Source organism: Bradyrhizobium sp. SZCCHNRI2009, from assembly GCF_032485115.1.
Classification (GTDB): Bacteria; Pseudomonadota; Alphaproteobacteria; order Rhizobiales; family Xanthobacteraceae; genus Bradyrhizobium.
This window is the reverse complement of record NZ_JAUEUH010000002.1, coordinates 19,401-45,005: the sequence shown is the minus strand read 5'-3', so window position 1 is coordinate 45,005 and position 25,605 is coordinate 19,401. Positions and strand designations below refer to the sequence as shown.

Annotated in this window: 17 protein-coding genes; 5 read left to right on the top strand and 12 right to left on the bottom strand. The window is 65.7% G+C overall.

The annotated features are described in order from the left end of the window. Position 1: 1 nt before the first annotated feature. The 3 genes from QX041_RS07895 to QX041_RS07885 all read right to left on the bottom strand — a co-directional run bounded on the left by QX041_RS07895 (position 2) and on the right by QX041_RS07885 (position 5,580). Positions 2-3,121, bottom strand: a complete 3,120-nt coding sequence (locus QX041_RS07895) for an NAD(P)-binding protein (RefSeq protein ID WP_316164867.1) — start codon at positions 3,119-3,121, stop codon at positions 2-4. A gap of 357 nt (positions 3,122-3,478) precedes the next feature. Then, on the bottom strand, positions 3,479-4,858 hold the full coding sequence (locus QX041_RS07890) for an ATP-binding protein (protein WP_316164866.1): 1,380 nt from the start codon (positions 4,856-4,858) through the stop codon (positions 3,479-3,481). Then, on the bottom strand, positions 4,858-5,580 hold the full coding sequence (locus QX041_RS07885; RefSeq protein ID WP_316164865.1) for a response regulator transcription factor: 723 nt from the start codon (positions 5,578-5,580) through the stop codon (positions 4,858-4,860). The genes QX041_RS07890 and QX041_RS07885 overlap by 1 nt, the downstream gene beginning before the upstream one ends. A gap of 414 nt (positions 5,581-5,994) precedes the next feature. Here QX041_RS07885 and QX041_RS07880 point away from each other — a divergent pair, with 414 nt between their 5' ends. Beyond that, a complete protein-coding gene (locus tag QX041_RS07880; RefSeq protein ID WP_315717409.1) occupies positions 5,995-8,274 on the top strand; it encodes a polysaccharide biosynthesis tyrosine autokinase in 2,280 nt (759 codons plus the stop codon). A gap of 66 nt (positions 8,275-8,340) precedes the next feature. Here the strand turns inward: QX041_RS07880 and QX041_RS07875 are convergent, their stop codons facing one another. The 3 genes from QX041_RS07875 to QX041_RS07865 form a co-directional block, all read right to left on the bottom strand. Continuing rightward, positions 8,341-8,601, bottom strand: coding sequence for a hypothetical protein (locus QX041_RS07875; RefSeq protein WP_315827765.1), 261 nt, complete (start codon positions 8,599-8,601; stop codon positions 8,341-8,343). Between the two features lie 119 nt (positions 8,602-8,720). Continuing rightward, the gene (gene opgC / locus QX041_RS07870) at positions 8,721-9,755 is read right to left on the bottom strand and encodes an OpgC domain-containing protein (protein WP_315827764.1); all 1,035 of its coding nucleotides are present in this window, start codon (positions 9,753-9,755) and stop codon (positions 8,721-8,723) included. 168 nt (positions 9,756-9,923) lie between these two features. Then, positions 9,924-11,132, bottom strand: coding sequence for a WecB/TagA/CpsF family glycosyltransferase (locus QX041_RS07865; protein ID WP_315827763.1), 1,209 nt, complete (start codon positions 11,130-11,132; stop codon positions 9,924-9,926). A gap of 144 nt (positions 11,133-11,276) precedes the next feature. On the opposite strand from QX041_RS07865, the gene QX041_RS07860 reads away from it, so the two are divergent. Next, positions 11,277-12,818, top strand: a complete 1,542-nt coding sequence (locus QX041_RS07860; protein WP_315827762.1) for an O-antigen ligase family protein — start codon at positions 11,277-11,279, stop codon at positions 12,816-12,818. A gap of 30 nt (positions 12,819-12,848) precedes the next feature. On the opposite strand, the gene QX041_RS07855 is transcribed toward QX041_RS07860, so the two are convergent. Then, positions 12,849-14,900, bottom strand: coding sequence for a glycosyl hydrolase family 28-related protein (locus QX041_RS07855; RefSeq protein WP_315827761.1), 2,052 nt, complete (start codon positions 14,898-14,900; stop codon positions 12,849-12,851). A gap of 181 nt (positions 14,901-15,081) precedes the next feature. On the opposite strand from QX041_RS07855, the gene QX041_RS07850 reads away from it, so the two are divergent. The 3 genes from QX041_RS07850 to QX041_RS07840 all read left to right on the top strand — a co-directional run bounded on the left by QX041_RS07850 (position 15,082) and on the right by QX041_RS07840 (position 18,364). Beyond that, a complete protein-coding gene (locus QX041_RS07850) occupies positions 15,082-16,032 on the top strand; it encodes a glycosyltransferase (RefSeq protein WP_315717403.1) in 951 nt (316 codons plus the stop codon). 76 nt (positions 16,033-16,108) lie between these two features. Further along, positions 16,109-17,380 carry an acyltransferase gene (locus QX041_RS07845; protein WP_315827760.1) on the top strand — a complete coding sequence of 424 codons (1,272 nt, stop codon included), beginning with the start codon at positions 16,109-16,111 and terminating at the stop codon, positions 17,378-17,380. A gap of 207 nt (positions 17,381-17,587) precedes the next feature. Further along, on the top strand, positions 17,588-18,364 hold the full coding sequence (locus QX041_RS07840) for an SDR family NAD(P)-dependent oxidoreductase (RefSeq protein ID WP_315717401.1): 777 nt from the start codon (positions 17,588-17,590) through the stop codon (positions 18,362-18,364). A gap of 46 nt (positions 18,365-18,410) precedes the next feature. Here QX041_RS07840 and asnB read toward each other — a convergent pair whose 3' ends face one another. From asnB to QX041_RS07815, 5 genes are all read right to left on the bottom strand, one after another. Continuing rightward, positions 18,411-20,351, bottom strand: coding sequence for an asparagine synthase (glutamine-hydrolyzing) (gene asnB, locus QX041_RS07835; protein WP_316164864.1), 1,941 nt, complete (start codon positions 20,349-20,351; stop codon positions 18,411-18,413). 112 nt (positions 20,352-20,463) lie between these two features. Continuing rightward, positions 20,464-21,495, bottom strand: a complete 1,032-nt coding sequence (locus QX041_RS07830; protein WP_316164863.1) for an NAD(P)-dependent oxidoreductase — start codon at positions 21,493-21,495, stop codon at positions 20,464-20,466. After that, positions 21,492-22,550, bottom strand: a complete 1,059-nt coding sequence (locus QX041_RS07825; RefSeq protein ID WP_315717398.1) for a Gfo/Idh/MocA family oxidoreductase — start codon at positions 22,548-22,550, stop codon at positions 21,492-21,494. The genes QX041_RS07830 and QX041_RS07825 overlap by 4 nt, the downstream gene beginning before the upstream one ends. After that, a complete protein-coding gene (locus tag QX041_RS07820) occupies positions 22,550-23,884 on the bottom strand; it encodes a glycosyltransferase family 4 protein (RefSeq protein WP_316164862.1) in 1,335 nt (444 codons plus the stop codon). Before QX041_RS07820 ends, QX041_RS07825 begins: the two co-directional genes overlap by 1 nt. A gap of 107 nt (positions 23,885-23,991) precedes the next feature. Continuing rightward, a complete protein-coding gene (locus QX041_RS07815) occupies positions 23,992-25,491 on the bottom strand; it encodes a lipopolysaccharide biosynthesis protein (RefSeq protein WP_315752497.1) in 1,500 nt (499 codons plus the stop codon). Between the last annotated feature and the right edge of the window lie 114 nt (positions 25,492-25,605).

The following is a 25,605-nucleotide window of genomic DNA, read 5'->3' as shown; positions in this document are numbered from 1 at the left end:
CTCAGGCCATGGGGCTGGCCCTGGCGACGGTGAAATCGATCTCGGCCCAGATGCGCGTGGTCGCGGTCAGCACGAGCTTGCCGTCGACGGGCGTGCCGAGCCCGAGATCGCGAATGAACGGCAGGCTATCGAGCGCGCTCATCTCGATCGACCAGTTGCCCGACTGCAATTGCCAGCTGCGCAGCCCCGTCAGGTCGAGCGCGCCGTTCAACAGCGTCTTGTAGCTCGCCGCGGTGAGACTGTCCGCCGACCGCGCCTGCTTGAGATAGAACACGGGGATCGGCAGGCCCCAGACGCCGCCTAGGAACGACGCCATGCCCGGCCCGGTCGTGAGCTGCTTCATTCGCTCTTGGTCGGCCCCGGCACAGAGCTGCCGGAATGCATCCGCCGGAGAGCCCGCCGCGGTCGGGGTCGATCCCGCCGTGCCTTCGATTCGGATGATGCGCTGCTGGGAGGCATGGGCCTCCGGCCCGTAGCAGGCAATCGCCAGTCCCGAGACGTCGAACGGATCGTTCGATGGCGCGCTGGCGGGCTGGGCGATCGTCGCGTGATATTTGGGAAAGCCCCAGACCTCCTGCCCCGCAACGACCGACCAGGCATTGTCGACGAACAGATAGGCCGGCACGAAGCCGATCGTTTTCGGCAGCACCGCGCCGCGCTCATAGCTGCCGACCAGGAGCCACAGCCCGACATCGGTCTCGGACATCGTGCCCTGCTCCGCGAAGGGCGGCGTGGCCGCCTGGCTCTTGCGCACCTGGATGACGTTGACGAAGGCCATGTCCAGCATCACGCGGAACTGGTCGCGGCCCGCGACGCGGTTGAAGGAGCGGTCGAGGAACCGCTGGCAGGCGCCGAGGTCGGCCGGTATGGCGAAGCCGTAGAAGGTCGAGTCGTTGCAGATATAGGGCGCCGGCGGAAGCGTGATCCATCCGGCGTAGTTGACGTAGGCGTTCGTGATGTAGGGTTCCGGACTGGTCGAGACGATCGGAATGTAGACGCCGGACAGCGCCGAGGCGGCGGCGAGGCCGGACATCGCCGCGACCTCCACGCATCCGGCGTTGATCTCGGGCACACGGGTCCAGTCGCCGGCGAGGAAGAGATTGTCGTAGCCGGACTTGCCGGGCTCCATGCGATGCCGCAGCGTGCCCGGCAGGCTCAGCACATAGCGCTCGCTCGGATTGATGTTGGCACGCCAGAACTGGAAGTCGAGCCGCGCCGATCCGCTGATGTCGCTCGGCGCGTGCAGGAGATCCCAGCGGAACGTGCTGCCGCTGCCGATGTTGGTCCACAGCGTATCGAGCCAGGACGTCATCCAGTCCTTGGATGCGTTCTTCACATAGTCCGCGGCAAGCTGCTCGTCGTTCGGCGCGCTGTCGTCACTCATGATGGCGCAGTAATAAGCGATCGAACGTGGCCCCGGCGCCGGCCAGTCCTCGGCCGGCAGCAATTGCGACATGTCGGAATAGGTGTCGAGCGGCGGCTTGCAGGTGGTGACGATCGGTCCCATCGTCTCGAGCGACGGTCCAGGCGCCACATAGGGACCTCCGAGATCTCCGACCGCGCAGTCGAGCCAGAGCTGCAGCGCCATCGTGCGCACGGTGGGGAGATTGCCAACCATGTCGGCCCAGGCCGGCTTCTGCTGCATCAATGGCCGGCAGATCTCATCGAGCGCGCCGACCGAGATGCCGAGGACCACCTGGTCGAAATCCTTGCCGAGCTGCAGGCTGAGCCGGGCCGCCGGGGGCGGCTGCGGCGGGTTGGGGGGACCATAGGCGTTCTCGAAATTGTAGCCCTTCAGCGCGTAGTACTCGCCGTTCTCGATCTCCTGCCATTTGGGCTCGGACGGCCAGCACCAGTAGTCCTTCACCAGGATCAGCGGATCATATCTGCCATCGACGAACTCGACCTGCTTGTCGATGTGGATGGTCGCGATGTTGCTGCCGTCCTCTGTCGGCTCGAGACTCGTGACCTTGTGAAAGAACTTGAAGTTCACGCCGCGCCGCGCCAGGAGCTGGTAGATCGGCGTGCAGATCGTATCCCCCATTCCAACGACGGATTTATAGAAGAACGCCCCCTTGTAGGTGAAGAACAGCCGCAGCAGTCCCTGAACGGCCGAGCAGGCCGACACCTGCTGCTGCGACGGCTCGCGGGAGCCGTTGCGAAAGGCGAAGATGTATTCGTAGAGAGCGGTCACGATGGCGTTGTTGGCGGCCTCTTCATCCTGCTGCGCCAGAAAGCTGCGGAATTCGTATCTGTCGAGAACCTCCAGCCCGTCCGTCAGGCAGTCGTTCTCGATGATGCCGAGCAGCATGCAGATGCCGAGATTGGCGAGGATCAACAGCCGGCGCAGGCCCTCCTCGAGGCCGTCGATCGTCTGGTGCTCCTTGACGATGCCGCGGAACGCATGGAGCAGCGCCGCCATGTCGCCCTGGGCATCGCGGCGGATCGCTTCGACGTCACTGTGCAGCTTCTCGCCGACGCGGTGGGCCAGCAGCAGCAGCGGATGGCCCTTGCCATCAGGCGAGACGGCCGCCAGCCGGACCTGCCGCTCGGCGGGCATGGCGGCGATCGCCTTCGCCAGCTCGGCATTCTGGTCGCCCGGCCAGTCCTCGAGATAGTAGTTCAGGTTGAAGATGATGCTCGCGATGGTCCGCAGCAGCAGGGTCGAGAGCGGTGGCACGATGTTGTCGGCGGGCGCCCACAGGCTATCCCTGCCGGGATAGACCGATTCATCGACATCCGGCTGAAACCAGAACGGCCAGGGCAGCCATTGGCCGTCGGTGTACTCGGCGTAGAAGATCTCGCTCTGCCGCTTGAACGCATCATCGATCGTCCTGATCGGATCGCTCGGCGGTGCATCGAGCGCCTTCAGCGCGGCACGCAGGATGGTGAAGGCATTCTCGTAGAAGCCGGCCCAGATATGCAGTCCGTGCTCCTCGATGCGCTGGCCCTGCTTGGCGTTGCGTCCGCTGGCGGTCTTGCCCCCGAGACGCCAACCGAGCTGATAGAGAGTGATCTCGTAGCGCTCGCCGCGCGGATCGATCTCGCTCAAGGCGAAGGCCGCGCTCAACGCGCCGATGCCGCCGCCCAATATCGCCACGCGGGTCTTTGTTGCTGCCATGTCGATGATCCCCTGACCTCGGACGTTCTCGCCCGGGCGAGCCGGAACGACGTCGTCCATCGGCGCACGGGTCCGCGATCCGCGCGGCCCGTGCGGTTGAATGACATTCGGTACTATGGGTTTACAAAATCGGCGCCACGCCCAGTTCAATCCGCGTGGCGATGGAATGAGGATGCATCGAATACCTATCACAATCTCCACGCGATCATCAAGCGGGCGCATCGTCGACATCGCGTCAGGCGAAGACGAGGCCGCCGCATCGTTCCCACCGGCTACGTCGTCGTCTCAACTTTTACGAGAAGAACGACGGGCTGCCACCGCTTAAAGACAGCGCCCCGATCGCGACGCTGCCGTCGATCACGTCAGATCGGAATGCACGTCGCCGGGCCCGTCGAGAAACAGCGGCAGCCGCACGACGATGCGGGCGCCGCGCGGCGCGTCGGTGATCGCGATGCTGCCGCGATGGGCCTCCACCAGCGTCCGCACCACCGCCAGTCCGAGCCCGGCTCCGCCGGTGCCGCGATTGCGCGACGTGTCCAGGCGCGTGAACGGCTCCAGCATGGCCTTGCGCTGGTCGCGGGGAATCCCCGGCCCTTCGTCGTCGACCGTCAGCACGGCGTGCTCCGGCTGGCGTTGCAGCGAGACATGCGCCGCCTCGCCATATTTGAGCGCGTTGTCGATGATGTTGGCGACGATACGACGCAGCGCGACGCGGTCGCCCAGCATCAGCTGCTCGCGCCCGTCGCCTGCATGGTCGAAGCGCACCCGCGCCTGATGCGCGCGGCGATCCTCGACCTCCGCGCGCACCAGTTCGTCGAAGGCAACGAGCTCCTGCGGCAGTTCGCCGGCACCCGCCCGGCTCGCAAGCAGCGCGTCGTCGAGCAGGCGGATCATGTCGGAGATATCGATCACAGCGCGCTGCCGCTCGGCGTCATCCGGGATCTGGTCGACGCGCAGCCGCAGCCGCGTGGCAAAGGTGCGAACATCGTGAGCAATGCCGCCGACCAGCGCCATGCGCGCCTGCATCAGATCGGCGAGCCGGTCCTGCAGTCGCCCGAACGCCGTCACCACGGCGCGAACCTCGGGCGCATTGCGGCGAACGTCCGGCAGCGGCACCGCCGCCCCGCCGGGGTCGACCCGGTCGACGGCGGCCGCCAAGCGCGCCAGCGGCCGCGTCTCACGCTGCATGATCAGGAGCGCAAACAGCGCGACCAGCGTACCGAACAGGCCCGCGCCGAAGCCGATCGGCAGCCCCTGCTGGGTCAGCACCAGCGACGCGCGCGAGTCCACGACGAGAACATCGCCGCCGTTCAGGCCAATGCGAAACTCCAGGGCATTCTGCGGCGTCCGCGCGAGCCTGGGCAACCACCGTCCCTCCGGCTCTGGCACGAAGGTGATGGTCAGCGGGCGCGCACCGAGCGCATCGGCATAGGCGTCGCGCAATCCGGACCGGACCGGCGCGGGCTCGGTCCGCGGAAGGCGGACCGCCGCGTCGGGTCCGACCAGCCGGACCTCGAAGCGGTCAGAGGACACGGCATCGACGACCCTGCCCCGCTCAGTCCCGGGTGTTCGTTCGATCAGTTCGGCAAGCGCGGCCAGCCGCGTCGGCGGCGGCGTCGCGCCTTCGAGGTCCGCGGTCCGGGCGCGGTAGAATCGCGCCAGGGTGACGATCCAGATCGCGAGCAGACCAATGATGACGATGAGGCCGATACGCATCGCAAGCGTCAGCCGCATCATCACGCCACCGGCCTCACCGTCGCCGTGAACAGATATCCGCCGTTGCGGACGGTGGTGATCAGGTTCGTTCCCGGGCTGGCGGCATCGAGCTTGCGCCGCAGCCGCGAGATCAGCATGTCGACGGTGCGGTCGAACGGCTCGGCGGAGCGGCCGCGCGTCCAGTCCAGGATCTGGTCGCGGCTCAACACCCGCCGTGGCCGCTGCACGAAGCAGGCGAGCAGGTCGAACTCCGCCGAGGTCAGCTGGATCGGCGCGGCCTGCGCCTCCACGATCTCGATGCTGCGGGCATCGACATCGAGTACGAACCGGTCAAAACCGAAACGCCGGCTCGCGTCACGCGGTGGGCTCGCCTGGGTGCGCCGCAGCAGCGCGCGAACGCGGGCCAATAGCTCGCGCGGCCCGAACGGCTTGACCATGTAATCATCGGCGCCGAGCTCCAGCCCGACCACGCGATCGATCTCGTCGCTCTTGGCCGACAGCATCAGGATGGGAATATCGTCGCTCTGCCGCAGCCGGCGGCAGATCGAAAGCCCGTCCTCTCCCGGCAGCATCAGGTCGAGAATGATGAGATCGGGCCGCAGCCGCCGCAGCACGGCATCCATCGCCGGCGCCGTGGCGGCGACCTCGATCTCGAACCCTTCCCGGCGCATGAAATCGCTGACGAGCCGGCTGATCTCCGGGTCGTCCTCCACCATCAAAAGCGTGGCCGCAGGCATGCTCATCGCCAGGACTGATGCCCAAAACCCGTAGCTTGGCAATGGGCCGGGAGCGACTGTTACAAGCCGTTACGCGGCAGCCAAATACCGGTATGCGGCCGACCGCGACGCCGGCATTGGCCGGCCGAGAAGGCCGCCGCAAGCGCAAGGCATGTCCTGCACGCCGGCGACATTTAATTTTGCAGAGCCACTTGCTGAGCAAAATCAGATTTAATATAAATTAAATCGCGCGGCACTCCCAGATCATTTAATGGTTATAAAACAAGATCCTCGTTCTCGCAGGCAAACCGGGCGGCTCTGACGTCCGAAGCGCAACTGAAAAGCCCCACAAACATGCTGCACAATCCCAACGCGAGCACGGTTACCTACCCCTCCCCACAGGAGCAAGGTTGGGAACGTAGCGGACCCGGACCGTTCGACATGGCGCTGGGATTCCTGCGCCGGCACTATCTGGTGATTGCGATCACCACCGTGCTTTCGCTCCTGGCGAGCTTCGCCCTGCTGAAAATCCTGCCGCCCACCTACTCGGCCGACGTCAAGATCATGCTGGGCACCACCTCGAAGGCCGCAGTCGTCCAGCCGCAACCGCCCGTTCAGGACGAGCCGCCGCTCGACATGGAATCGCAGATCGAGATTCTCAAATCGAAGTCGATCGCGACAGCGGTCATCGACAAGCTCAATCTGGCGGACGATCCCGACTTCAACGGCAAAGCCAGCCCGCTGCATGGTGCGGTTGATGCGGTTCGCCGCCTCGTGGGTTCGGCGCCGCAGCCGAACGCGCCCTCGATGGACGATCTCCTCGACGAATTCCAGCGCAGAATGAACGCCTTCCGAATTGGCACGAGCACGGTCGTCGAGGTCGATTTCAGCGCCAGCGACCCCAATCGGGCGGCGATGATCGCCAACGCCATCGTCAAGGAGTATTTCGATCAGCAGTTGAAGGCGGACGCGAACGAGCACCGCACAATCACCGCCTGGCTTCACGACCGCCTGCAGGATCTCGGCAACGACGCGACCGCGACCGAACGTTCCGTGAACGAGCTGAAAAGCCGGTACAACATCGTCTCGGCCGACGGCAGGTTCATGGACCAGCAGCAGGTCACCGAGCTCACCAACCGCCTGGTGGCAGTGCGCACGCGTACCGCCTCGCTGATGACCCGGCTCAATCGGTTCGACGACATGCTCGCGACGAGCAGTGCCGATATGACGATCGACCGCGTAGCCGCGGTCTCCGACTTCTCCCCGGCAGAGCTCAGCGGCAATGTCAATCCGCCCGACGGTCTCTCCTTGAGCAATTCGAACAGCACGCTCATCATCAACAGCTTGCGTCAGCAATACCTCGATAACGCCAAGCGCGAGTACGAGTATTCCGCCAAATATGGCAAGGATCATATCGCGGTCGTCAATATTCGCGCGACGATGAAGAGCATCCGCCAGGCCATCGTCGACGAGGTGCGGCGCCTTGCCGACGTCGCCAAGCACGATTACGAGGAGTCCAAGCAGCAGCAGCAGGAGATCGAGAAGCAGCTTGCACAGGCCGTTGTCCGGTCGCAGGATACCAGGGCGGCCGAGCTCAGCCTCCGCGAGCTGGAGACCAGCGCCAAGAGCTATCGCACGCTCTACGACACCTTTCTTCAGCGCTACATGGGCTCAGTCCAGCAGGGCTCCTTCCCGATTGCGAAGGCGCGGGTGATCTCAGCGGCCACGCCGCCGAAGAAGAAGATCAAGCCGAAGTCCATCGTGCTGATGGCGCTCGGCCTGTTCGGGGGCCTGGCGCTCGGCGGCGGCCTCGGCCTGCTCGCAGAAGTCAAGGACCGCAGCTTTCGGACGACCGACCAGGTCGAGGATCGCCTGCGCCTGCCCTGCCTCTCGGTCGTCCCTCTGCTCAAACGAGGCGAGGTCGACCGGTTCACCAAGAAAGCGACGGTCAACGCCGTTTCCAAGGTCGAACCCGATTCCAGCCCGCGAATGGTGACGAGAGGCCCCGGGACCTGCTGGGCCGCATCCGCCATGCCCACATCGCGCTTCGCCGAATCCATCCGCTCGTTGAAAGTCGCCATCGACCAGGATCCAAGCCCGACTTCGCGGAAGGTCTTCGGACTGACGTCCGCCCTGCCCAACGAAGGCAAGTCGATCATCGCCGCGTCGCTGGCTCAGCTCATCGCAAATTCAGGCAAGCGTGTGATCGTGGTCGATTGCGACCTCAGGAATCCGTCGCTTTCCGCCATGCTGGCCCCCGATGCCAGCACTGGGATCGCCGACATCGTCCTGGGAGGATGCCAGCTCGCAGACGCAGTCTGGACCGACCCGCTGACGCGCCTGGATTTCCTGCCGGGAACGGGTGCCATGCAGCGCGACACCAGCGACATCCTCGGCAACGAGCAGATGCGCAAGCTGTTCGAGCAGCTGCGGGCAGCCTATGACTACGTCATCGTCGATCTTCCGCCGCTCGCGCCCGTTGTCGACGCGCGCGCCATCTCCGCGCTGCTCGACAGCTTCGTCCTCGTCGTGGAATGGGGGCGCACGCCGGCCGAGGTGGTCGAGCACGCGCTGAACACGGCTCCCAACGTCTACGATGCTCTGTTCGGCGTCGTGCTCAACAAGACGAACATGAAGGCGCTGAAGCGCTACGCCAATCATTTCGGCGACTACTACAACCACAAATATTACGCCCGTTACGGGAGCGTGATGGCCGAGTAGGTCGATCAGCGCGCGCCGGCCGGTGCGCGCCATAGGCCGCGGCCGGCAACGGAAATCGATCGACGGTCAGCGCTGGTGCTCGGGGCGAATGGAGGGATGGGCGATGCCGGCACGCTCCAGAGCGCTGCGGACATAGACGCCCGAGAGATAGCCCACCTGGACTGCAATCAGACCGGCGCCGGCATAGAGCGCGGCCGGTAGCCCGCTGATGATCGACGCCGCGATGCACTCCATGAAGACGATCGCGGCGAGCGCCAGCAGCGTGCGAACCGTGAACATCGTCCCGGCAACCACCCCGGCTGTAAAATGAAGCGCGATCACCCACATCAGTTCATGCCTCCTCGGGCGTTTCGAGAGGCTAGCGGCCATTGGTTAGCGATGAGCTAAGCCGCCCGGGAGGATTCGAACAAGCGCATCAGGGCAACACTTTCAGGCGAAAGATGCGGCTACGGCCCGCTGAGCGGGTGCAGCATTGTCTGGCGGTTCAGCCAGTGCGCCCGGTAGAGCCAAAGCACCGCGGTGACCAGGACGACATCGAACAGGCCCATCACGGTCTGGCCGTAAACCTGCGGGTGGACGCCGCCCAGGAGGAGCGCGAGCTTGACCGATTGCCGCACCACCTCCGACCCGAGGAACGCGATCAGCGAGTTCTGGCCGACGTTGAGGATGAGCGCGACCGCCGGCGATCGCCGGGTGCGCGCGAACACCGCCCACAGCAGCGCCAACAGCAGCGGCAATGTCCAAAGCAGGTTGAGGAGCTTGTCGAACCGATAGGGGTATTTTTCGCCGTTGCTGGGAAAGCCGAGGCTGTAATCGAGCAGCAGCCCGAAGGTGAAGATCCCCGCCAGCGCCGTATAGAACGCGGGTCCGATCAAGCGGTTGGACCGATGGAGATCTCCGAGCCAGATACCGATCACGAAGAACATCTGCGCCTGGAGCGAGAACAGCAACAGAATGATGGCGGGACTCTCGAGCTTGGCTGCCGTGCTCGTGTTGCTGAACCAGGTGGAGGCCACGAAGATCGCAGCCGACAACGCGAGCACCAGGAGCCTGCCGCGCTTGAACATCGGCAGGATCACCGGCAGCAGCAGGAACATCAGCCCGTAGAACTTGAGGATTGTGATGGCGGTCGGCTCGGACTGAAACGTCAGCACGTCGAAAATCGCCTGCCCCACCGGCTCTCGCTTGTTCCCCAGAACAGCCATGCCGACCGCGACCGGCACCGAGATGACGAAATAGGCGGCGAGCACCTTCAAGCCGCGGGCGAGGAGCTCTCCGTGCCTCTCCTTGTGCAGATAGACGTACCCGACCATGAACCCCGAGATCACGACGAACAGCTCGGCGAAGGGGTTGAATTTCGTGAACAGATCGACGGAGTCCGGAAAGACGTTGGCCGTGTGATGATAGAACACGAACAACATCGCGCAGCTTCGATAGAAGTCGATCAGAAGCTCGCGCCTCTTCTGGCCTGCTGCGCTCACCGCTCAATCTCCGAACACACGTCGCTCCATGGGCGACGGTCAGCCGATGGGCGCCGGTCGGACTGACGGCTCAGGCAATCCTTCGCAACGCGGGCAAGCGTCGCGGCGGCGATCATCGAACCACCGACTGCTGAAGCCGTGATGCGACCGATGACAGGCCTCCCTCTCTCATTGCTGGTCCAGACCGCCGAAGCGGAAGATGCGGGCCATCAGCGGCGAAACGCCCACGAAGGTCGCGGTACAGCCCTGGGCTTCCAATTGCTTCCTCAGCATGAGCAACAATCCAAGGAAGCGCGCATCGATGGCGCAGACGTTCGAGAAATCGATCGTGACCGGCTTGCGGGACGCCGAAGCGGCGCGGAACACCGGAATGGCCCGGTCTACGTGACGCGCATCGGCGGGCCCCGACAGGCTGAGCGTGACCGCGCGCGTCCCATAGTCCTGCGTGATGGTCAGCGCCTCACCCCGCTCATGCGTGCGGCGCATCCACCAGGTCCACACCACGAACGGCAACACGTGGGTGAGCATGAGGCCGAGCATCGCCGTGCCATCGTTCCAATAGCGGCGCCAGAGATAGGGCTCCTCCTTGATGCGCCACAGCCACTCGAAGCCTGATTGGCGCAGGATCGCCGGTGCGCGCTTCACCGTGCCGGCCTGGAAGTTGAGCGCGGCGCCGAGGTGGGCGCGAACTGGAATCTCGAGGCACTCATGATTGCGCTGCAGCCATGATTGTCCCTTCACGCTGCTGAGCGAGGCAACCAGGAAGTCCGCCCCGCTGGCATTGATCTCGTCGATGATGTGATCCCGGCTCAACTCCTCGGCCGACAAATAGCCGGGGTTCAACCAGCCCACGCACTGCAATCCCGCCGACTGGCCGTTCAGCGTCCGGGCGGCCCGTTCGGCGGCCCCCTCCGGGCCACCGAAAAGAAAGAGCTTCAGCGCGTTTGCCGGCGCGGCCTCCGACTTCAGCGCGTCGAAGATATCGGCGCCGGCCGTCCGGCTCTTGATCGGAATCCCAAGCAGCCTAGCGATCCAGACCACCGGCATGCCGTCCACCGTGCAAAGATCGCTCAGGATCAGCGACTCCCTGAAGCTCCTGTTCGACTGGCTGGCGACCAGGAAGTTGAGATTGGGAGTCGAGATGAGAAGCCGGGTCCTGCGTCGGGCAGCGTCGCGGATGCGGCGCAGTACGCCGCGCATGCCGATGGCATCGACCGGTATTCCGAGGACGCAATAGACGTCGCGCGCGAGGTCGTCGGGAATCGCGGCGTCGGCCAGGGCGGCAGCATCGACCTCCGGCCGATCGCGACCCGCCCCGGAGCGCCCCACGCGATAAAGGGGGGATCCCGGCTCCTGCAATTCATGCGTGGTCAGCATCCGCCGCTCTCCCTCAATCTGCCCGCCGCACGAGGATTCCGGGTTGCGGATCCCTGCCGCACCTCCCCGACCGAATAACGTGCGACCCAAAAGCCACTATTTAATTTTAAATCATACCATTTATTTAATACGGTTTATTTGTAAATGCCAGGGCAGATTTGCGGCGCGGCTGCAGCAATACCTTCCCGGCGCACGTCGAAGTCCTTTTATTTAATTGCATCTCCGGATAATGTTCACGGACGGTATTCCCGGCGGCTGCCGGGGCCACGCCGTTCGAATATCCGGGTGAGATCGATGCCGAGAATTTCAGCGACGACGTCGATGTCGGCCGGGCCGCGCGCCTCCGCGGGGACGTTCGATGTCTGTGCGCTGATTCCGGTCCTCGCCTTCGCCTACTCGTCCCTCATTCAGCCGCTGATCTATTTTGGCTTCCCGCCATCGCCCGGGCTCCAGGGCCTGCTCGAGAGCCGGATCGAGAACCGGATCTTCTGGCCTGTCCTCGCGGCCATCGCCATCGTCGTTGCGATGCAACGCCTCGCCCGCGGCGAGCGGCTTGCCGCTGCGCCCAACATCATCAGTCTCTGCGTCTATTTTGGATTGGCCGGCGCCAGCATCGCGTGGGCATTCAAACCCGAATTCGCCTTCGTCCGTTTCGTCCAGGAAGCGATGGTCCTCACCGCCATCGTGCTGCCCGCCCTGCTATCGAGGCCGAGCGCCGACATCCTGCGCGGCGTGTTCCTCTGCTTTGCAGCAGGGGTGATCCTCAATGTTCTGCTGATCCCCGGCGGCTACGCGACCTACGCGCAGTACGGCAACGCGCTGGTCGACATCGGTTACCAGGGCTACTTCTCGGGCAAGAACCTGCTGGGCGAGTTTGCCGCCATTGCGTTCCTGCTCTCGGTTCACGAGTTGCTCTATCCCGGAACGCGCCGCGCGCTCGGGATCGTCGTTGCCGTCGGTGCCATCGTCCTGATCTTCTTCTCGAGCTCGAAGACCGCGCTCGGCCTCGCTCTGGTCGCCCCGATCCTGGCCATCCTGACGCTGGCGCTTGCGAGAACGCTGCGGGTTGCACCGCTTCTGATCCTGGTGGCGATCATCCTCGGCTACTTCGTGGTCGGCGAGCTCGCGGGCTTCACGACCAGCCGCATCGCCTATCTGCTGACGGGTGATTCCAGCTTCACCGGCCGAACCACCATATGGGCCTTCTCTAACTTGGAGATCGCGAAGAGGCCGCTCCTGGGATGGGGCTATCAGAGCTTCTGGCTGGTCGGTGCCGACGCACCAAGCATCACCGATGCACCCGGCTGGGTGAAGGCCATGCCGAACTCCCACAACGGCTACTACGATGCGATGCTGGAACTTGGCTATGTCGGATTTGCCTTTCTCCTCGTGTTTCTGGCGGCCACCGTTCACGTCATCGGCCGCGTGATGAAGCACGACTACAAGCGGGCGTGGATCCTGCTGTCCGTCGCGCTGTTCGTCATGCTCTATAACCTGCTCGAAACCCTGTGGCTGCGCGCGTTCGACGTGACCTGGGTGGTATTCGTGCTCGTCACGGTCGAGGCCGCGCGATACTGGCGGAGGTCGCAACAGAGCATGCCCGCCGCTCAGCCGGCGAACAGGCGGTCGGCTCGTTGGAGCCGTACACGGCCGGCTTGGCGGCCACGGCTCGGCGTCCGCACCTGACGGGAGGCCCGTTGAAGCGTCACGCCAGCGCTATTGCGTTGATCCCGGCGCCGCCGCGAATGGCGCGCCCGCATCGAATCTCGCCTTGGCCGGTAACGTATGCAGCTTGGTATCCCCGGTTGGGTCCACCCAGGGCCACGGATGACTGCCGAAAAAGCCGGGCTTGGCTCTCAGATACAGCGACGCCGGCAGCGGCTGCGCCGCGAGAGCGTCCGTCCAGACCACCTTGCCGGTGAGATAGTCGAAATTGCCGCCGCGGATCACCGTGGCCAGCGTCTTCGGATCAGGCGCCATGGTCCATCGCTCCGGGTCGTAGCCAAGCACCCAGACGTTGCCGACACCGCCCTGCCCCCAAACCGCCGTTCCGGCCCGCATCGATGGATCGTCGTAGCTCCAACCGCTCATGCGTCCAGGTTGGCCCAGCACATTGCCGGCGAACGAATCCCACCACGAGCCATAGGCGAGACCGACGGCTCGAACGCCCGAACGATCGACGAAGCGCTGGCGTTGGCCGGTGAGATGGTTGCGGAAGAAGGTCAGATAGATCGCGTTGCCATGGGTGTAGTCGCTGTCGGCATTGTGGGACAGATTGCCTTCGAACAGGACGTGATGGGCGCCGGCCATGTGCGACGCGTTGATGCCGACCTCGACCCAGCCGGGATTGTCGAAATCGAACGAGTCGTCGGCATAATTGTAGCCGACGACGCTGCCGGCGCCGGACGACCGGAACACCATGTTCTTGCAGACGTCGACGAGGATGTTGTTCTCGATCAGGACCTCCGAGGAGCCCGTCGCCAGGCTGATCGCGTATCCGGCGCCGCCCGGCTGCGGCCACGAGCCGGCGTGGATGTAGGAGTCGCGGAGCTCGACCCGGAACGAATTGTCGATCGCCACGCCCTCGCCGAGCCATTGCGTCACCTCGACGGATCTGGCCCAGGAATAAGCAGCGGCTTCGAACCGCAACGCGCCGTCCGCCCCGCCGACGATGCTCAGATCTTCGACGCCCACCTTGGCAACGTGGATGTCGCGATTGTTGGCGGCGTGGCGACCGCTGTTCGGGTCGGTGCTATAAGGCGTGAGCTGCGCTTGGTGATCCCGGCGATAGCTGATCGTGAGCGGCGAGGTGAATGTCACCGTGCTGCCGGTCACCGAGGCGATCTCCTTGATCTCGGCGGTCGCCCGGTCGGTCCGGGCAAACCACGACATCGACTTCGGCAACACGCCGGGAGCCTGGTCATAGGGACCTCCGGCATTGGCACCGGCATTGTCGTCGCCCGGCTGAACCGGATAGTGCATGTTCCAGGCGACGCGGTCGCCTTGCCAGACCTTCGCTCCCGCTGGAAAACCCGCCGGCGTCGCCTGCCACGATGCGCCTGAGACCTCGTCGAGCAGAACGAAATCGCCCGGCTTCAAGGCCGCGGCACTGGCGAGGGCGACGGTCGACGTCCCCTGATCGCCGTCCGCCAACAGGTCCTGCGACGCGCTGCTGTCGGGGCCATTGTTCCAGCGCGAAGGTCCGACGATGATGACAGGCTTGGCGTCGTAGCTGTACGAGCTCGGGTCGACCGGCGTCAGGATTCCCTTGGTGCCGGCAATCACGACCGGCGTTCGTGCCCGCGCACCGTTGGTTTTCACCAGCCTGGTCGCGCCTGCGCCGGCGCCGCGCAGCGTCACTGGCCGGCTGATCAGGAGCGGCTCGTTGACGATGAACGTCCCGGGGCCGAGCATCACCACCTGGCCGGCGGGTGCAGCGGTCAAGGCAGCCTGAATCGCGCTGCTGTCGTCTCTCCCACTCGGAGACAGCGTGCGGTAAATGATGGTCCGGTTCGGAATACCGCCGGCTGACATCAGCCCGGGATTCCAGGCGGCGAGACGCTCCACCGGCAGCAGATTGCCGGCCAGTGACGGCCCGGTGGACGCGGTCGGCTCGGCGGCCGCGGCAACGCCGCGAAGGAACAGCAGGGCAAGCGCTGCCGTGAACAGCGCCCGGATGCAGGCGGCGTCGATCCGGCGCGTCACGCGCGCGACCGGCCGGGACGAAGCCTGGGTGCAGCCGGGGATCACGAGGCCGATGTCATCCATGGGAACCTCTCGCAGGACCGGTCACACAGCCAAAACGGGCGCCGATTTAAAAACACCATGACTTTGACACGCGCCATGACATAATATTAATTCACGATTTAATTTATTGAAAGGCGGCCGGCGACGCCCTGCTCGGCAGAGCTTCGTCCCAATCTTCCGCCTTCGGCAAGGGATTTGATACGTGACGCCATCGCGCCGCTACCTGCTCATCTCGCCCTGCCGGGACGAGGCCCAATATCTCCGCCGGACTCTCGACAGCGTCGCTGCGCAATCGGTGCCGCCGGCGCTGTGGATCGTGGTGGATGACGGATCGACCGATGACACCCCGGCCATTCTCGACGAGTACGCCCAGCGCCTGCCCTATCTGCGCGTGATCCGCCGCGCCGACCGCGGCGGACGCAAGGTCGGACCCGGCGTGATCGAGGCATTCTATGCCGGCCTGGAGAGCGTGCGGCTGGAGGATTTCGACTATCTCTGCAAGCTCGACATGGACCTCGATCTGCCCGCGCGCTACTTCGAGCTGCTGATGGAGCGGATGGAGAGCGATCCGCGGGTCGGGACCACCTCGGGCAAGCCGTGGTTCGTCCACCCGCAGACCGGCGCCTTGGAGCCGGAGGTCTGCGGCGACGAGATGTCGGTCGGGATGACCAAGTTCTACCGCGTCGCCTGCTTCCAGGAGATCGGCGGCTTCGTGCGCCAGGTCATGTGGGACGGCATCGACTGCCACCGCTGCCGCATGCTCGGCTGGATCGCCGAGAGCATCGACACCGAAGCGCTGCGCTTCATCCATTTGCGGCCGCAGGGCGCCAGTCACAAGGGCATCTGGACCGGACGGCTGCGCAAGGGTTTCGGCCAGTACTTCATGGGAACGTCGCCGCTGTATCAGCTCGCGGTGGCGGTCTATCACCTGCCGGCCTATCCCGCCCTGATCGGCAGCACCGCGATGCTGTGGGGCTATTTCCGGAGCTGGCTGACGGGCCTGCCGCGCTACGACGATCTCGAATTCCGCCGCTTCCTCCGCGCCTATCAGCATGCCTGCCTGCGCCTGGGCAAGCGCGCCGCCACGGCCCGGATCAACGCGGAGCGGGCCCAACTCTGGCGCGCCAGCCACGCCGCGGCCGACACGCGATGACGCTCGGCGGCCGATCGCCGCGGCATTGACACGACGACGACGAAGCTACGTGTTTCTCCGACCCCGTCTGGACAACATGGCCAAGATTCTCGAGCTCAGCCGCTTTCGTGCCGCTTCCGCCGTGCCGCCGATAACGGCGCCTGGCGGCGAGGCGACCGCGCCGGCAGCGTCCCGCAGCACGAACGCCCATGGCAGCGCATCCCCGCTCATTCCATCACTCGACGGCATCCGCGCGCTGTCGGTGCTGATCGTGGTCCTGGGCCATTCCGGGCTTCAGGCCATGGTCCCCGGCGGCTTCGGCGTCACCATCTTCTTCTTCCTGAGCGGCTTCCTGATCTCCACGCTGATGCTGGCCGAGCATCAGCGCACCGGCGCGCTCGACGTTCCCAGCTTCTATGCGCGGCGCGTGTTCCGGCTGATGCCGCCTCTGCTGCTGTCGTTGGCGATCGCCTACGGCCTCACCGCCGCCGGCCTGCTGGACGGCGGAATGACCGTCAAGGGCCTGGCGGCCCAGGTGCTGTATTTCGCCAACTATTACGGTCTGTTCTTCGATCCCGGCAACACGGTGCCCGACGGCACCGGCATTCTCTGGTCGCTCGCGGTCGAGGAGCACTTCTACATCGTCTATCCCCTGCTGATGACGCTGCTGCTCGGATCGGCGCTGCGGCCGCGCACCATCGGCGCGCTGCTCGGGCTCGTCTGCCTCGGCGTCCTCGCCTGGCGCATCCATCTCGTGCATGCCCCTGGGTTCTTCTCCGACCGCACCTATTACGCCTCGGACACCCGCATCGACTCGATCGCCTATGGCTGCATTCTGGCGCTGGTCATGAACCCGGTGCGGCAGCGCTCTGCCTCGGGGCGGATGTCGGCGGCGCAATGGGCGCTGCTGGCCGTCGCCGCGGCGGCGCTGCTGGCTTCGCTGGTCTACCGTGATGCGGTGTTCCGGGAGACCGCCCGCTACAGCCTTCAGGGGCTGGCGCTGATGCCGTTGTTCTACTTCGCAGTCCGCTTCGCCGACGCGCCGCTGTTTCGTCATCTCAACCGCTCCTGGGTGATGACGCTCGGCACCTATTCCTATGCGATCTATCTGATCCACAACGTCGTGATCCGGACGATCGACAGGAACCTGCCCGCGATCGCTGCCAAGCCCTACCTCCTGTTTCCGCTCGCGCTCCTGATCTCCGTCATCTACGCGGCGGCGATCGAGCGCTTCATCGAGCCGTATTTCAGACAGCTCCGGCGCAAGTTCAGGCCGGCGCCTGCTGCGAGAGCAGCGCAGGACGCGTCCGGCGCAGACTGGCGGCTCGGCAACCGTCTCGCCGAGAGTCCGACGCCGCGCGCATCCTGAGCGCATCGGCACCCCTTCACCGCTCCATCGCCTGCTGCACAAATGCGTCAAATTGTGCAGTTTAAATAATTAGTCCCGCATTTAATACTGCGACCCCGACCAATGAATACTTTCGGGGACGGGTGGATGCGGATCGCGAGCGCAGTTGCACGACGAATTCGACGACATACGCTCGGTCCCCTGCCGGACGATCCGGCACTGCGACCGTTGAGGTCCCCGCTCCAGATCAATCTCTCGGGCAAGGTCGCGCTGGTCACGGGAGCGGCGGGAGAGCTCGGCCGCCCGATCGCCCGGACACTGGCGGCCTGTGGTGCAAAGGTCGCCATCCATTATCTGACGGCGCGCGCTGCTGCGGAGAGGCTGTGCGAGGAGCTGAACGAGCTCCAGCCGCAGCACGCCTGCACCATTTCGGGTGACGTTGCCGAGCTCGAGGATGTGCAGGCCATGCGCCGCGTCACCGAGGGTGTGCTCGGCCCTGTCGACATCGTCGTGAACAATGCGGTGACATGGTACGACGAACGCCCCGTCGTCGAGCAGACGCCCGACCAGTTCGACAAGGTGTTTCGCTCCTCGGTCCTGCAGGCCTGGGCGACCGCGCGGGTGTTTTCCGGCCCGATGATCGAGCGAAAATGGGGACGCCTGATTTCTCTCGGCACGGAGATGACGAGCCTGGCCTTGCCCAACCGCGCGCCCTACACGGCGGCCAAATGCGCCATGGACGGCATGCTGCGGTCCCTGGCGCGGGAGCTCGGACCGCATGGCATCACGGTCAATCAGGTCGCCCCGGGCTGGGTCGTCTCCGACAAGGACCGTCGTGACCGTGACGAGGTGCAGCCGCTCTACGAGCGGTCCGTGCCGCTCGGACGGCGCGGCTACGATCAGGACGTCGCCAACATGATCGCGTTTCTGGCCTCGGACCTCGCCGGTTTCGTGACCGGCGTTCGCGTGCCGGTGTGCGGCGGAGTCGTCATGCCGGAGGCCTGAGCACGCGCGCCTCGATGCGGCCGATTCTCGTGATGTCGATCGCGCGTCAGCGGAAGACGCGATGACGGTGGCACCAACGCACGAACACGTAGATCGACCATATGCGCGACCAATAGATCCCCGGCGCCCCATCGAGGAAGGCGCGCCAGAGGCGCTCCACGGCCGTGGGGTCCAGCCCCACCGGCGCAACGGCCTGCGGGTCCCGCAGGGTCCGGTCCATTGCATCCTGCAGGCCGCGCCGAATCCAGCGATCGAGCGGCAGCACGAAGCCGCTCTTCGGCCGGTCGAACAGCGACGGATCGAGGCCACGCAGGCCGATCCGCCTGAGCATCGCCTTGCTTCGCAGCGGCGCGTAGCGCGTCGCATCGGGCAGCCGGTCGACGCTTTCGAACAGCACCTGATCGACCAGCGGCACCCGCTGCTCCAGCGAGGCCGCCATGCTCGCCACGTCATTGTCGCGCAGCAGGCGCTCGCCGAGAAACAGGCGCTGCTCCATGACGCTGATCGCCGACAGCGGAGTGCGCGCGCGCGTCTCCGCGGTGATCTTCGCTCTCATCGCGGCCGGCAGCCCATCTGTCAGCGTATCGACGAGATCAGGCGCGAGCAGCTCGCGCTGAAAACCGGGCAGGAACAGCGCATAGGCCATCTGGTAGAGGGCCAGAAGATCGTCGCCGCGTCGAACCATCTCCGGGAGCTTGGCCCAGCGCGTCTGCGGCGCCACCGTACCGCGCGACGGCGACAGCATCTGCGCGGCCAGCTTCGCCGCAGCGGCTTTGACGCCGGCCGGCACCCAGGCCGTGCGCTCCGACCATCGCTGCAGGATCGGCAGGTCGCGAAACGACGTATAGCCGCCGAACAGCTCGTCGCCGCCGGTCCCCGACAGTGCCACCGTGAAGCCTGCGCCGCGGATGGCGTGCGACATGAAGTATGAGTTCAGGCCGTCGAAGGTCGGCTGGTCCAGGCTGTCGAGCGCGGCATCGAGGTTGTCGACGAAGTGCTGCTCCGTCAGCACCACCTCGTGATGCTCGGTGCCGATGGCGGCGGCGATCTGGCGCGCGATCGGCCCCTCGTTCAGCTCCTGCTCCTCGAAAGCCAGCGTGAAGGTGTGGATCGGACCCGTGGCCGCGCGCTGCGCCAGGTTGGCCATGACCGAGGAATCGATGCCGCCCGAGAGAAACACTGCGAGCGGCACGTCGCTGGCGAGATGCAGCCTCAGCCCCTCCTCGAGGATCTCGGCAAGCTGATCCTCGTCCATCGTCGGGTCCGGAGCCCGCTCCGGGATCGACCAGAAATCCTCATCGCGGATGATGTTGCCGACACCGTCGAACGTGGTGAGATGGCCCGGAGGCAGCAGTTCGACGCCCTTCACCGCCGTGTCGGGACCGACCACGAAACCGTTCCAGACGCCGCTGGCGACGGCCTGCGGATCGAGCTGGGCCCTGCCCAGAAGGCCGGATGCCAGGAGAGCACGCAGCTCGGATGCGAAGGCCACCGACCAGCCGGCGTCGGGTTTCGACGCGCGGGCGACGTACAGCGGCTTGATGCCGAGGGGATCGCGCGCCAGCAGCAGCCGGCGCTCCTTCGGATCCCAGCAGGCGAACGCGAACATGCCGCGCAACCACGCCACCGCCTCCGGCCCATGCAGGCCGAGCGCGCGCAGCATCACCGCCGTATCGCCGGTCGAGCTGAACTGCTGGCCGCCGGCGACCAGCCGCTGCCGCAGGTCGGCAAAATTGTAGATCTCGCCGTTGAAGACGATGACATGCCCGGTGACCGGATCGGTCATCGGCTGCACACCGGCGGGCGACAGATCGAGGATCGCGAGCCGGCGGTGCGCCAGCAGCGCGCCCCAGCCACGCTCGTCCGCGGGCGAGGTCCAGACTCCCCCGGCATCCGGACCGCGATGGAGCATGGCATCGTTCATCCGCTGCAGCGCTGCGCGGTTGTCGTCGTCGACCCGTCCGATGATCCCAGCGATGCCACACATCAGAACATTCCGTTTGAGACGCGCGACGTCAAAATGACCGACGACACGGAACGGCCTCGCGCGCGAGATCGCGTGCGACCAGACCTCGGGCATCGCAGGACCATCTCGGCCCTCAAATGGAAGCAGCCGTTCCGGACGACCAGGACGCCGGCGCTGGCGCCGAAGCCGGCAGCGGACCGTAGGTCCGCGCCAGGCATTGTTCGTAGTCGAGCGGCGGCGTCCAGCCATGCGTCTCCCTCAGCTTGCGGTTGTCGAAGCGCAGCGGCTTGAGCATCGCGTCGAACTTCTTGGGCGTCAGGATCGCCGGCACTTTGGTCGCCCGCCTGAACACGGTCGCAAACGCCAGCCGTACGATGCTGCTGGCGAGCCAATGCGGGATGGGCAACCGGAGGCCGCGCTCGCCGGTGCCGCGCATGTAGTCCGACAGATAAGTCCAGACCCGCTCGCCGGGACCGTCGACAATGTTCAGCGTCTGGCCGATCGCCCGCGAATCCGTGGCCGCCAGCGCGAAGACGTCGGCGCAGTTCTCGACATGGGTCATGGGGATGCGGGTCAGCGGCCCGATGACGACGTGGTGGCGTCCGATCTGCTGGCCGAGCGCGGCGAGATAGCCGTGGCCGCGTCCCCAGATGAAGCCGGGACGCAGCACGGTGAGATCCCAGCCGTTCTTCTCGGCGTAGCGGCGCGTCACCCGCTCCTGCCACCATTTGGCGACGGTGTAGCCGCCGCGGGTGTAGACGTCGGGGGTCTGCTGCAGCGGCGCGCTTTCGTCGAGGACGTCGCGGGTCGCAGTGTAGTCGTAGACCGAGAAGCTGCTGCACAGCACGAGCCTGCGACAGGCGCTGCCTGCCATCGCCTCGAGCAGCCGCTCGGTGCCGCCTACCGTGCCGGCGAATTGCGCGTCCTCGCCGCCGGCGACCACGGCCGCCAGATGGATCAGCACATCCACATTCTCGAACGCGCGAGCAAGGTCGCGCGAGGTGCGCAGGTCGGCCCTGACGATGTCGACCGACGACGGCCAGCCAAGGGCGTCAACGCGCGTCGCCGGACGCACCATGGCGCGAACCTCGATGCCGCGGGCCAGCAGCGCATCGACGACATGCCGGCCGAGAAACCCGTTGGCGCCAGTGACCAGGGCTTTCATATCGCCAGCTTCCTCATGTCCGCCTGCTCCGTCGGCTTCATCGCTTCGACCATCCGATTGACGGCCAGGACGTCCTCGATCGTGATCGGCAAGGCCGTTCCCGAGCCGAGCGCCTGATAGGTGCGCGCCAGGCACTCCCACAGCCCCTCATAGGCGCCTGGGCCCTTGAACTTGCGCAGCAAGGTCGAAAGCGCCGCGCGGCGGATGTCGCGGCCCTCCTCCAGTCCGCTGAAGAACGGGCGCAGCGGCTTCGGCACGTTGCGCGGGCCATCGAAGGTCAACCGCGTTTCGAACAGATTGGCGGTCGCCTGCATCCGCTCGCCATAGACCCGCAGCCAGAACGCATCGGGCTGCGCGCTCGCGCTGAAGCCGAGCGTCGCCGTGCCGCGCTCGGCCTCGACCACACAGCGAAACTCGTCGAACGGCAGCGGCGAGGCCTTGCGCTTGCTCCAGACCGTCTCCGCCTTGCGGTGTGGGCCGACGAAGGCATGCGACAGCGAGGCGAGATGCGGCAGGAAGTCGGCGATCGCACCACCCGCCAATTTGAGCGCCGGATGCGGCGAATTCGGATCGGCAAAGCCGTCGGGGCCGAGGATGTCGAGGCAGATCAGCACGTCGACATGGGTCACGGCACCGAACTCGCCGGTCTCGATGCGACGGAGTATCTCCTGCGGCGCCCGGTTGAAGACGTAGTTGTAGTCCTCGACGACATGGCGGCCGGTCTGCTTGGCGCGCAAGGTCAGGGTCTGCAGCTCGTCGAAGGTCGAGGTCGCGGGCTTCTCGACGATCACATGCGCGCCGGCCTCGAGCGCGTCCATCGCGAGTCGAAAATGCGAGGTCGGTGGCGTCGTCACGTGCACCACATCGGGCCGCACCGTCTGCAGCATCGTGCGATGATCGGTGAACCAGGACGGGATCGCGTAACGCTCGGCCGCGGCCTCCGCCGTTGCCGGCGACAGGTCGCAGATGCCGGCCAGTTGAACGCCCGGCAAGGTGTTGAGGCAGGCGAGATGCTGGCGGGCGATCTGCCCTGCCCCGATGAGCACGGCCTTCATCACGAACGGGTCTCCAGGATTTCGCAATAGAAGTCTTCGAGCGCCTGTGCGGCCGCGCTCCAGGCATATTTCTCGACCGCGACCTGCCGCGCCGCGCCGCCGATCCGCACCGCAAGATCGGGCTCGGCGAGCAGCCCGTTGACCGCATCTGCAAAGGCGTCGGGCTCGTCTGCGATGAGGATGTCGCGTCCGGGCATCGCCTCGATGCCCTCGGCACCCAGGCTGGTCGAGACGATCGCCTTGCCCATCGCCATGGCCTCGACGATCTTCAGCCGCGTGCCGCCACCGAGCCGCAGCGGGACGATCACCGCCGCTGCCGCGGCGAGGTGCGGCCGCAGGTCCGGCACGAAGCCGGTCAGTTCGATCCGCGGCCCGGCCAGCGCCGTCAACGCCGGCGGCGGCCGGCCGCCGATGATCTTGCAGCGCGCATCCGGGTGCCGGGCGGCGATACGAGGCCAGATGTCGTGCACGAAATGCGTGACCGCATCGATGTTGGGCACCGTCGACAGCAAGCCGAAATAGACCAGCGTACGGCCGTCGGGCGCGGGGTCGGTGCTGCGCGGCTGATAGAACTCGACATCGGCGGCGTTGGGGATGACCGCAGTGCGGGCGTTCGGAATGTCGTCATGCAGACGCTTCTCGTCGTCCGCGCTGCAGAGATAGACGCCATCGGCTTCGCGATAGGCCGCGATCTCCTCGCGGCGCAGCTTGCGCCAGTTCGCACCGGCGTAGAGACGACGGCCCAGGCTCGCGCCCGTGGCGGCGAACTGCCGCGCCAGATCGTAGGCGATCTCATGCGAGTCGATGATCAGCCGCGGCGGCGGCGCGCCGGCCGGCGCCTGACGGAACAGGCAGTGGCCCAGATAGGGAAATTCGAGATTGACGACGTCGAACCGCGTGGTCCGCAGCACCCGATCCAGCACCCGCTGCAATTCCGGCAGGGCCACGCGCAGCCGGTCGAAGCTCCGCACCGAGACCAGCGAGCGCAGTTGCAGCAGCCGCTTCGCAAGACCGTCGCGGCCGTAAGGGTTCGGCACCAGCACCACGTCGCGGCAATAGGCCTGCATGGCCCGCCGGCACTCCTCGATGTCGAAGGCGTCATCGACCATCATCACCGCCGTGAGGTCGTGGCGGCGCGCGAGCTGGGTCATCAGCCCGTGCATGCGCGCCTGTGCCCCGAACCGCGGCGGGCTCGCCGGCATGTGCGAGACGCTGAGGATGCTGAGCCGCCGGCGATCGGCGAAACCGTACGCGGACCATTCGGGGTCGCGCTGCGCCGACGGCGCAGGCTCCGCCTCCATCACATCCAAGCCTGGGTGGTTGTCGCTGGTCATGACCATTTAAAACATTTAAATCACGGGATATTTTATATGTGGCATTTAACGATTGCGATAGTTAATCGCGGCACGAGGGCGGGGTTCCGGGCTCCTTTCGCTCCCTCTCAACGCTTGCCGATGAAGTCCCGGACGATCGTACCTGCGATCCTGAGCGGCTCGCGGACTCGGAACACGCCGACAACGATCGCGAGATAGAGACAGCCGCAGAAGCAGCCGGACAGGATCATGCGCACGAGCGCGGGATAGGCTCCGAGAAACGTCGCTTGCAGCCACCAGCCGGTCGCTGCGGTTGCGACGGCGCCGATGGTCTGCGCTCCGACGGCCCGGACCACGAGCTCGGCACCGATCCCGATCGGACGTCCGGCATACATCACCGACGGCAAAGCGATCAGCGAGTATCCGGCCACGACGCCCCAGGCCACGCCGACCGGACCAAACGGCAGCCCGGCCAGCACCGCGACGACCTGCGCGACCAGAGAGATGATGCCCCAGGTCTGCCAGCGGTCCGCCCTCCCGAGCGACAGATGCAGCCAGCCCTGCGAGCCCTCGACGACGTGCGAAATGCCGCGCAGCGCGATGATGCTGAGCAGCGCTCCCGCAGCCTGCCACTTCTGCCCCAACAGCACGACGGTGAGGTCCTCCGCCGTGACGGAGAGGATCGCCGCCGCCGGCATCAGGAAGAAGGCCAGGATCGACAGTGCCGCCTCATACTTCTGCCGAAGCGCGGCCGGATTTGCCTGGAACTTGCTCAGCGCCGAGCTTCCCACCGCATGCGTCTGATTGAGCGCCGCATAGATCGAGTTGTCGTACAGGTTCATCGCATTCTGGTAGTACCCGACCTGATCGGGCCGGTAGAGCAGACCGAGCGCGATCCGGTCCACCGCCCGCGACAACGTATAGGCCACCGTGAATCCGACGACGTGGAGGCCAAAACGCACCATCGATCGCACCTCGGCGTCGAACACCGGCGCGCTGGGCCGCCAACGGCAGGCCGACCACGCGGCGACCACGACGCAAATCGATGTCACGACGGGGCGAATGACCAGCGCCCAATAGCCGTAGCCCTCGAACGCCATGGCGACGGCGGCAACCGTCCCTGCCAGCGTGCCGAACAGCTGGATCCGGCCGATGCGGCCGAACTGCAGCGTGCGCCGGAGCAGCGCCATGTGCTGGTTGGTCAGCCCGGACAGCACGAAGGTGATCGCGACGCAGAGCGCGATCGGCTCCAGTCGCGGATCACCGTAGATCCAGGCAATCAGTGGGCTGGATGCCGCGACGACGATCGCCACCGCAACGCCGATGCCGGTGCTGACCCAGAACAGACCGCTGACCTGGGCCGGAGTGATCCTGCTGCGCTGGGCGGTGGCATCGAGCAGGCCGAAGTCGATCAGCAGCGGCGCGAAGCTCGTCAGCACGGTGACGATGGCGACGAGCCCGAAATCCTCTGGCGCAAGCAGCCGGGCCAGAACGATGGCCGCTCCGATCTGAAGCACGGAATTGCCGTATTGGATGACGATGGAAATCAGGCCGCCGCGCAGCGCGCGGCGTCCGAGATCGCTCGACTCCCGATGTTCCTCGAAATAGGCGGCGACGGCTTCTGACATCTCCGTTCAATCGCTTTCAATCATCGTAACCAACCTTCCGATTCCCAGTCACGGGCCAAACAGATCCGTCCAGGGCCATGAAAATCCGACCATCGAAAATGCAGCCGGTATAGA

Coding starts and splice junctions, on each gene's coding strand:
- QX041_RS07860 (WP_315827762.1), top strand. CDS start 11,277: ATGCCAGGGCAGATTTGCGGCGCGGCTGCAGCAATACCTTCCCGGCGC.
- QX041_RS07885 (WP_316164865.1), bottom strand. CDS start 5,580: ATGAGCATGCCTGCGGCCACGCTTTTGATGGTGGAGGACGACCCGGAG.
- QX041_RS07815 (WP_315752497.1), bottom strand. CDS start 25,491: ATGTCAGAAGCCGTCGCCGCCTATTTCGAGGAACATCGGGAGTCGAGC.
- QX041_RS07865 (WP_315827763.1), bottom strand. CDS start 11,132: ATGCTGACCACGCATGAATTGCAGGAGCCGGGATCCCCCCTTTATCGC.
- QX041_RS07895 (WP_316164867.1), bottom strand. CDS start 3,121: ATGGCAGCAACAAAGACCCGCGTGGCGATATTGGGCGGCGGCATCGGC.
- asnB (WP_316164864.1), bottom strand. CDS start 20,351: ATGTGTGGCATCGCTGGGATCATCGGACGGGTCGACGACGACAACCGC.
- QX041_RS07820 (WP_316164862.1), bottom strand. CDS start 23,884: ATGACCAGCGACAACCACCCAGGCTTGGATGTGATGGAGGCGGAGCCT.
- QX041_RS07890 (WP_316164866.1), bottom strand. CDS start 4,858: ATGATGCGGCTGACGCTTGCGATGCGTATCGGCCTCATCGTCATCATT.
- QX041_RS07855 (WP_315827761.1), bottom strand. CDS start 14,900: ATGGATGACATCGGCCTCGTGATCCCCGGCTGCACCCAGGCTTCGTCC.
- QX041_RS07825 (WP_315717398.1), bottom strand. CDS start 22,550: ATGAAGGCCGTGCTCATCGGGGCAGGGCAGATCGCCCGCCAGCATCTC.
- QX041_RS07845 (WP_315827760.1), top strand. CDS start 16,109: ATGGCCAAGATTCTCGAGCTCAGCCGCTTTCGTGCCGCTTCCGCCGTG.
- QX041_RS07875 (WP_315827765.1), bottom strand. CDS start 8,601: ATGTGGGTGATCGCGCTTCATTTTACAGCCGGGGTGGTTGCCGGGACG.
- QX041_RS07830 (WP_316164863.1), bottom strand. CDS start 21,495: ATGAAAGCCCTGGTCACTGGCGCCAACGGGTTTCTCGGCCGGCATGTC.
- QX041_RS07880 (WP_315717409.1), top strand. CDS start 5,995: ATGGCGCTGGGATTCCTGCGCCGGCACTATCTGGTGATTGCGATCACC.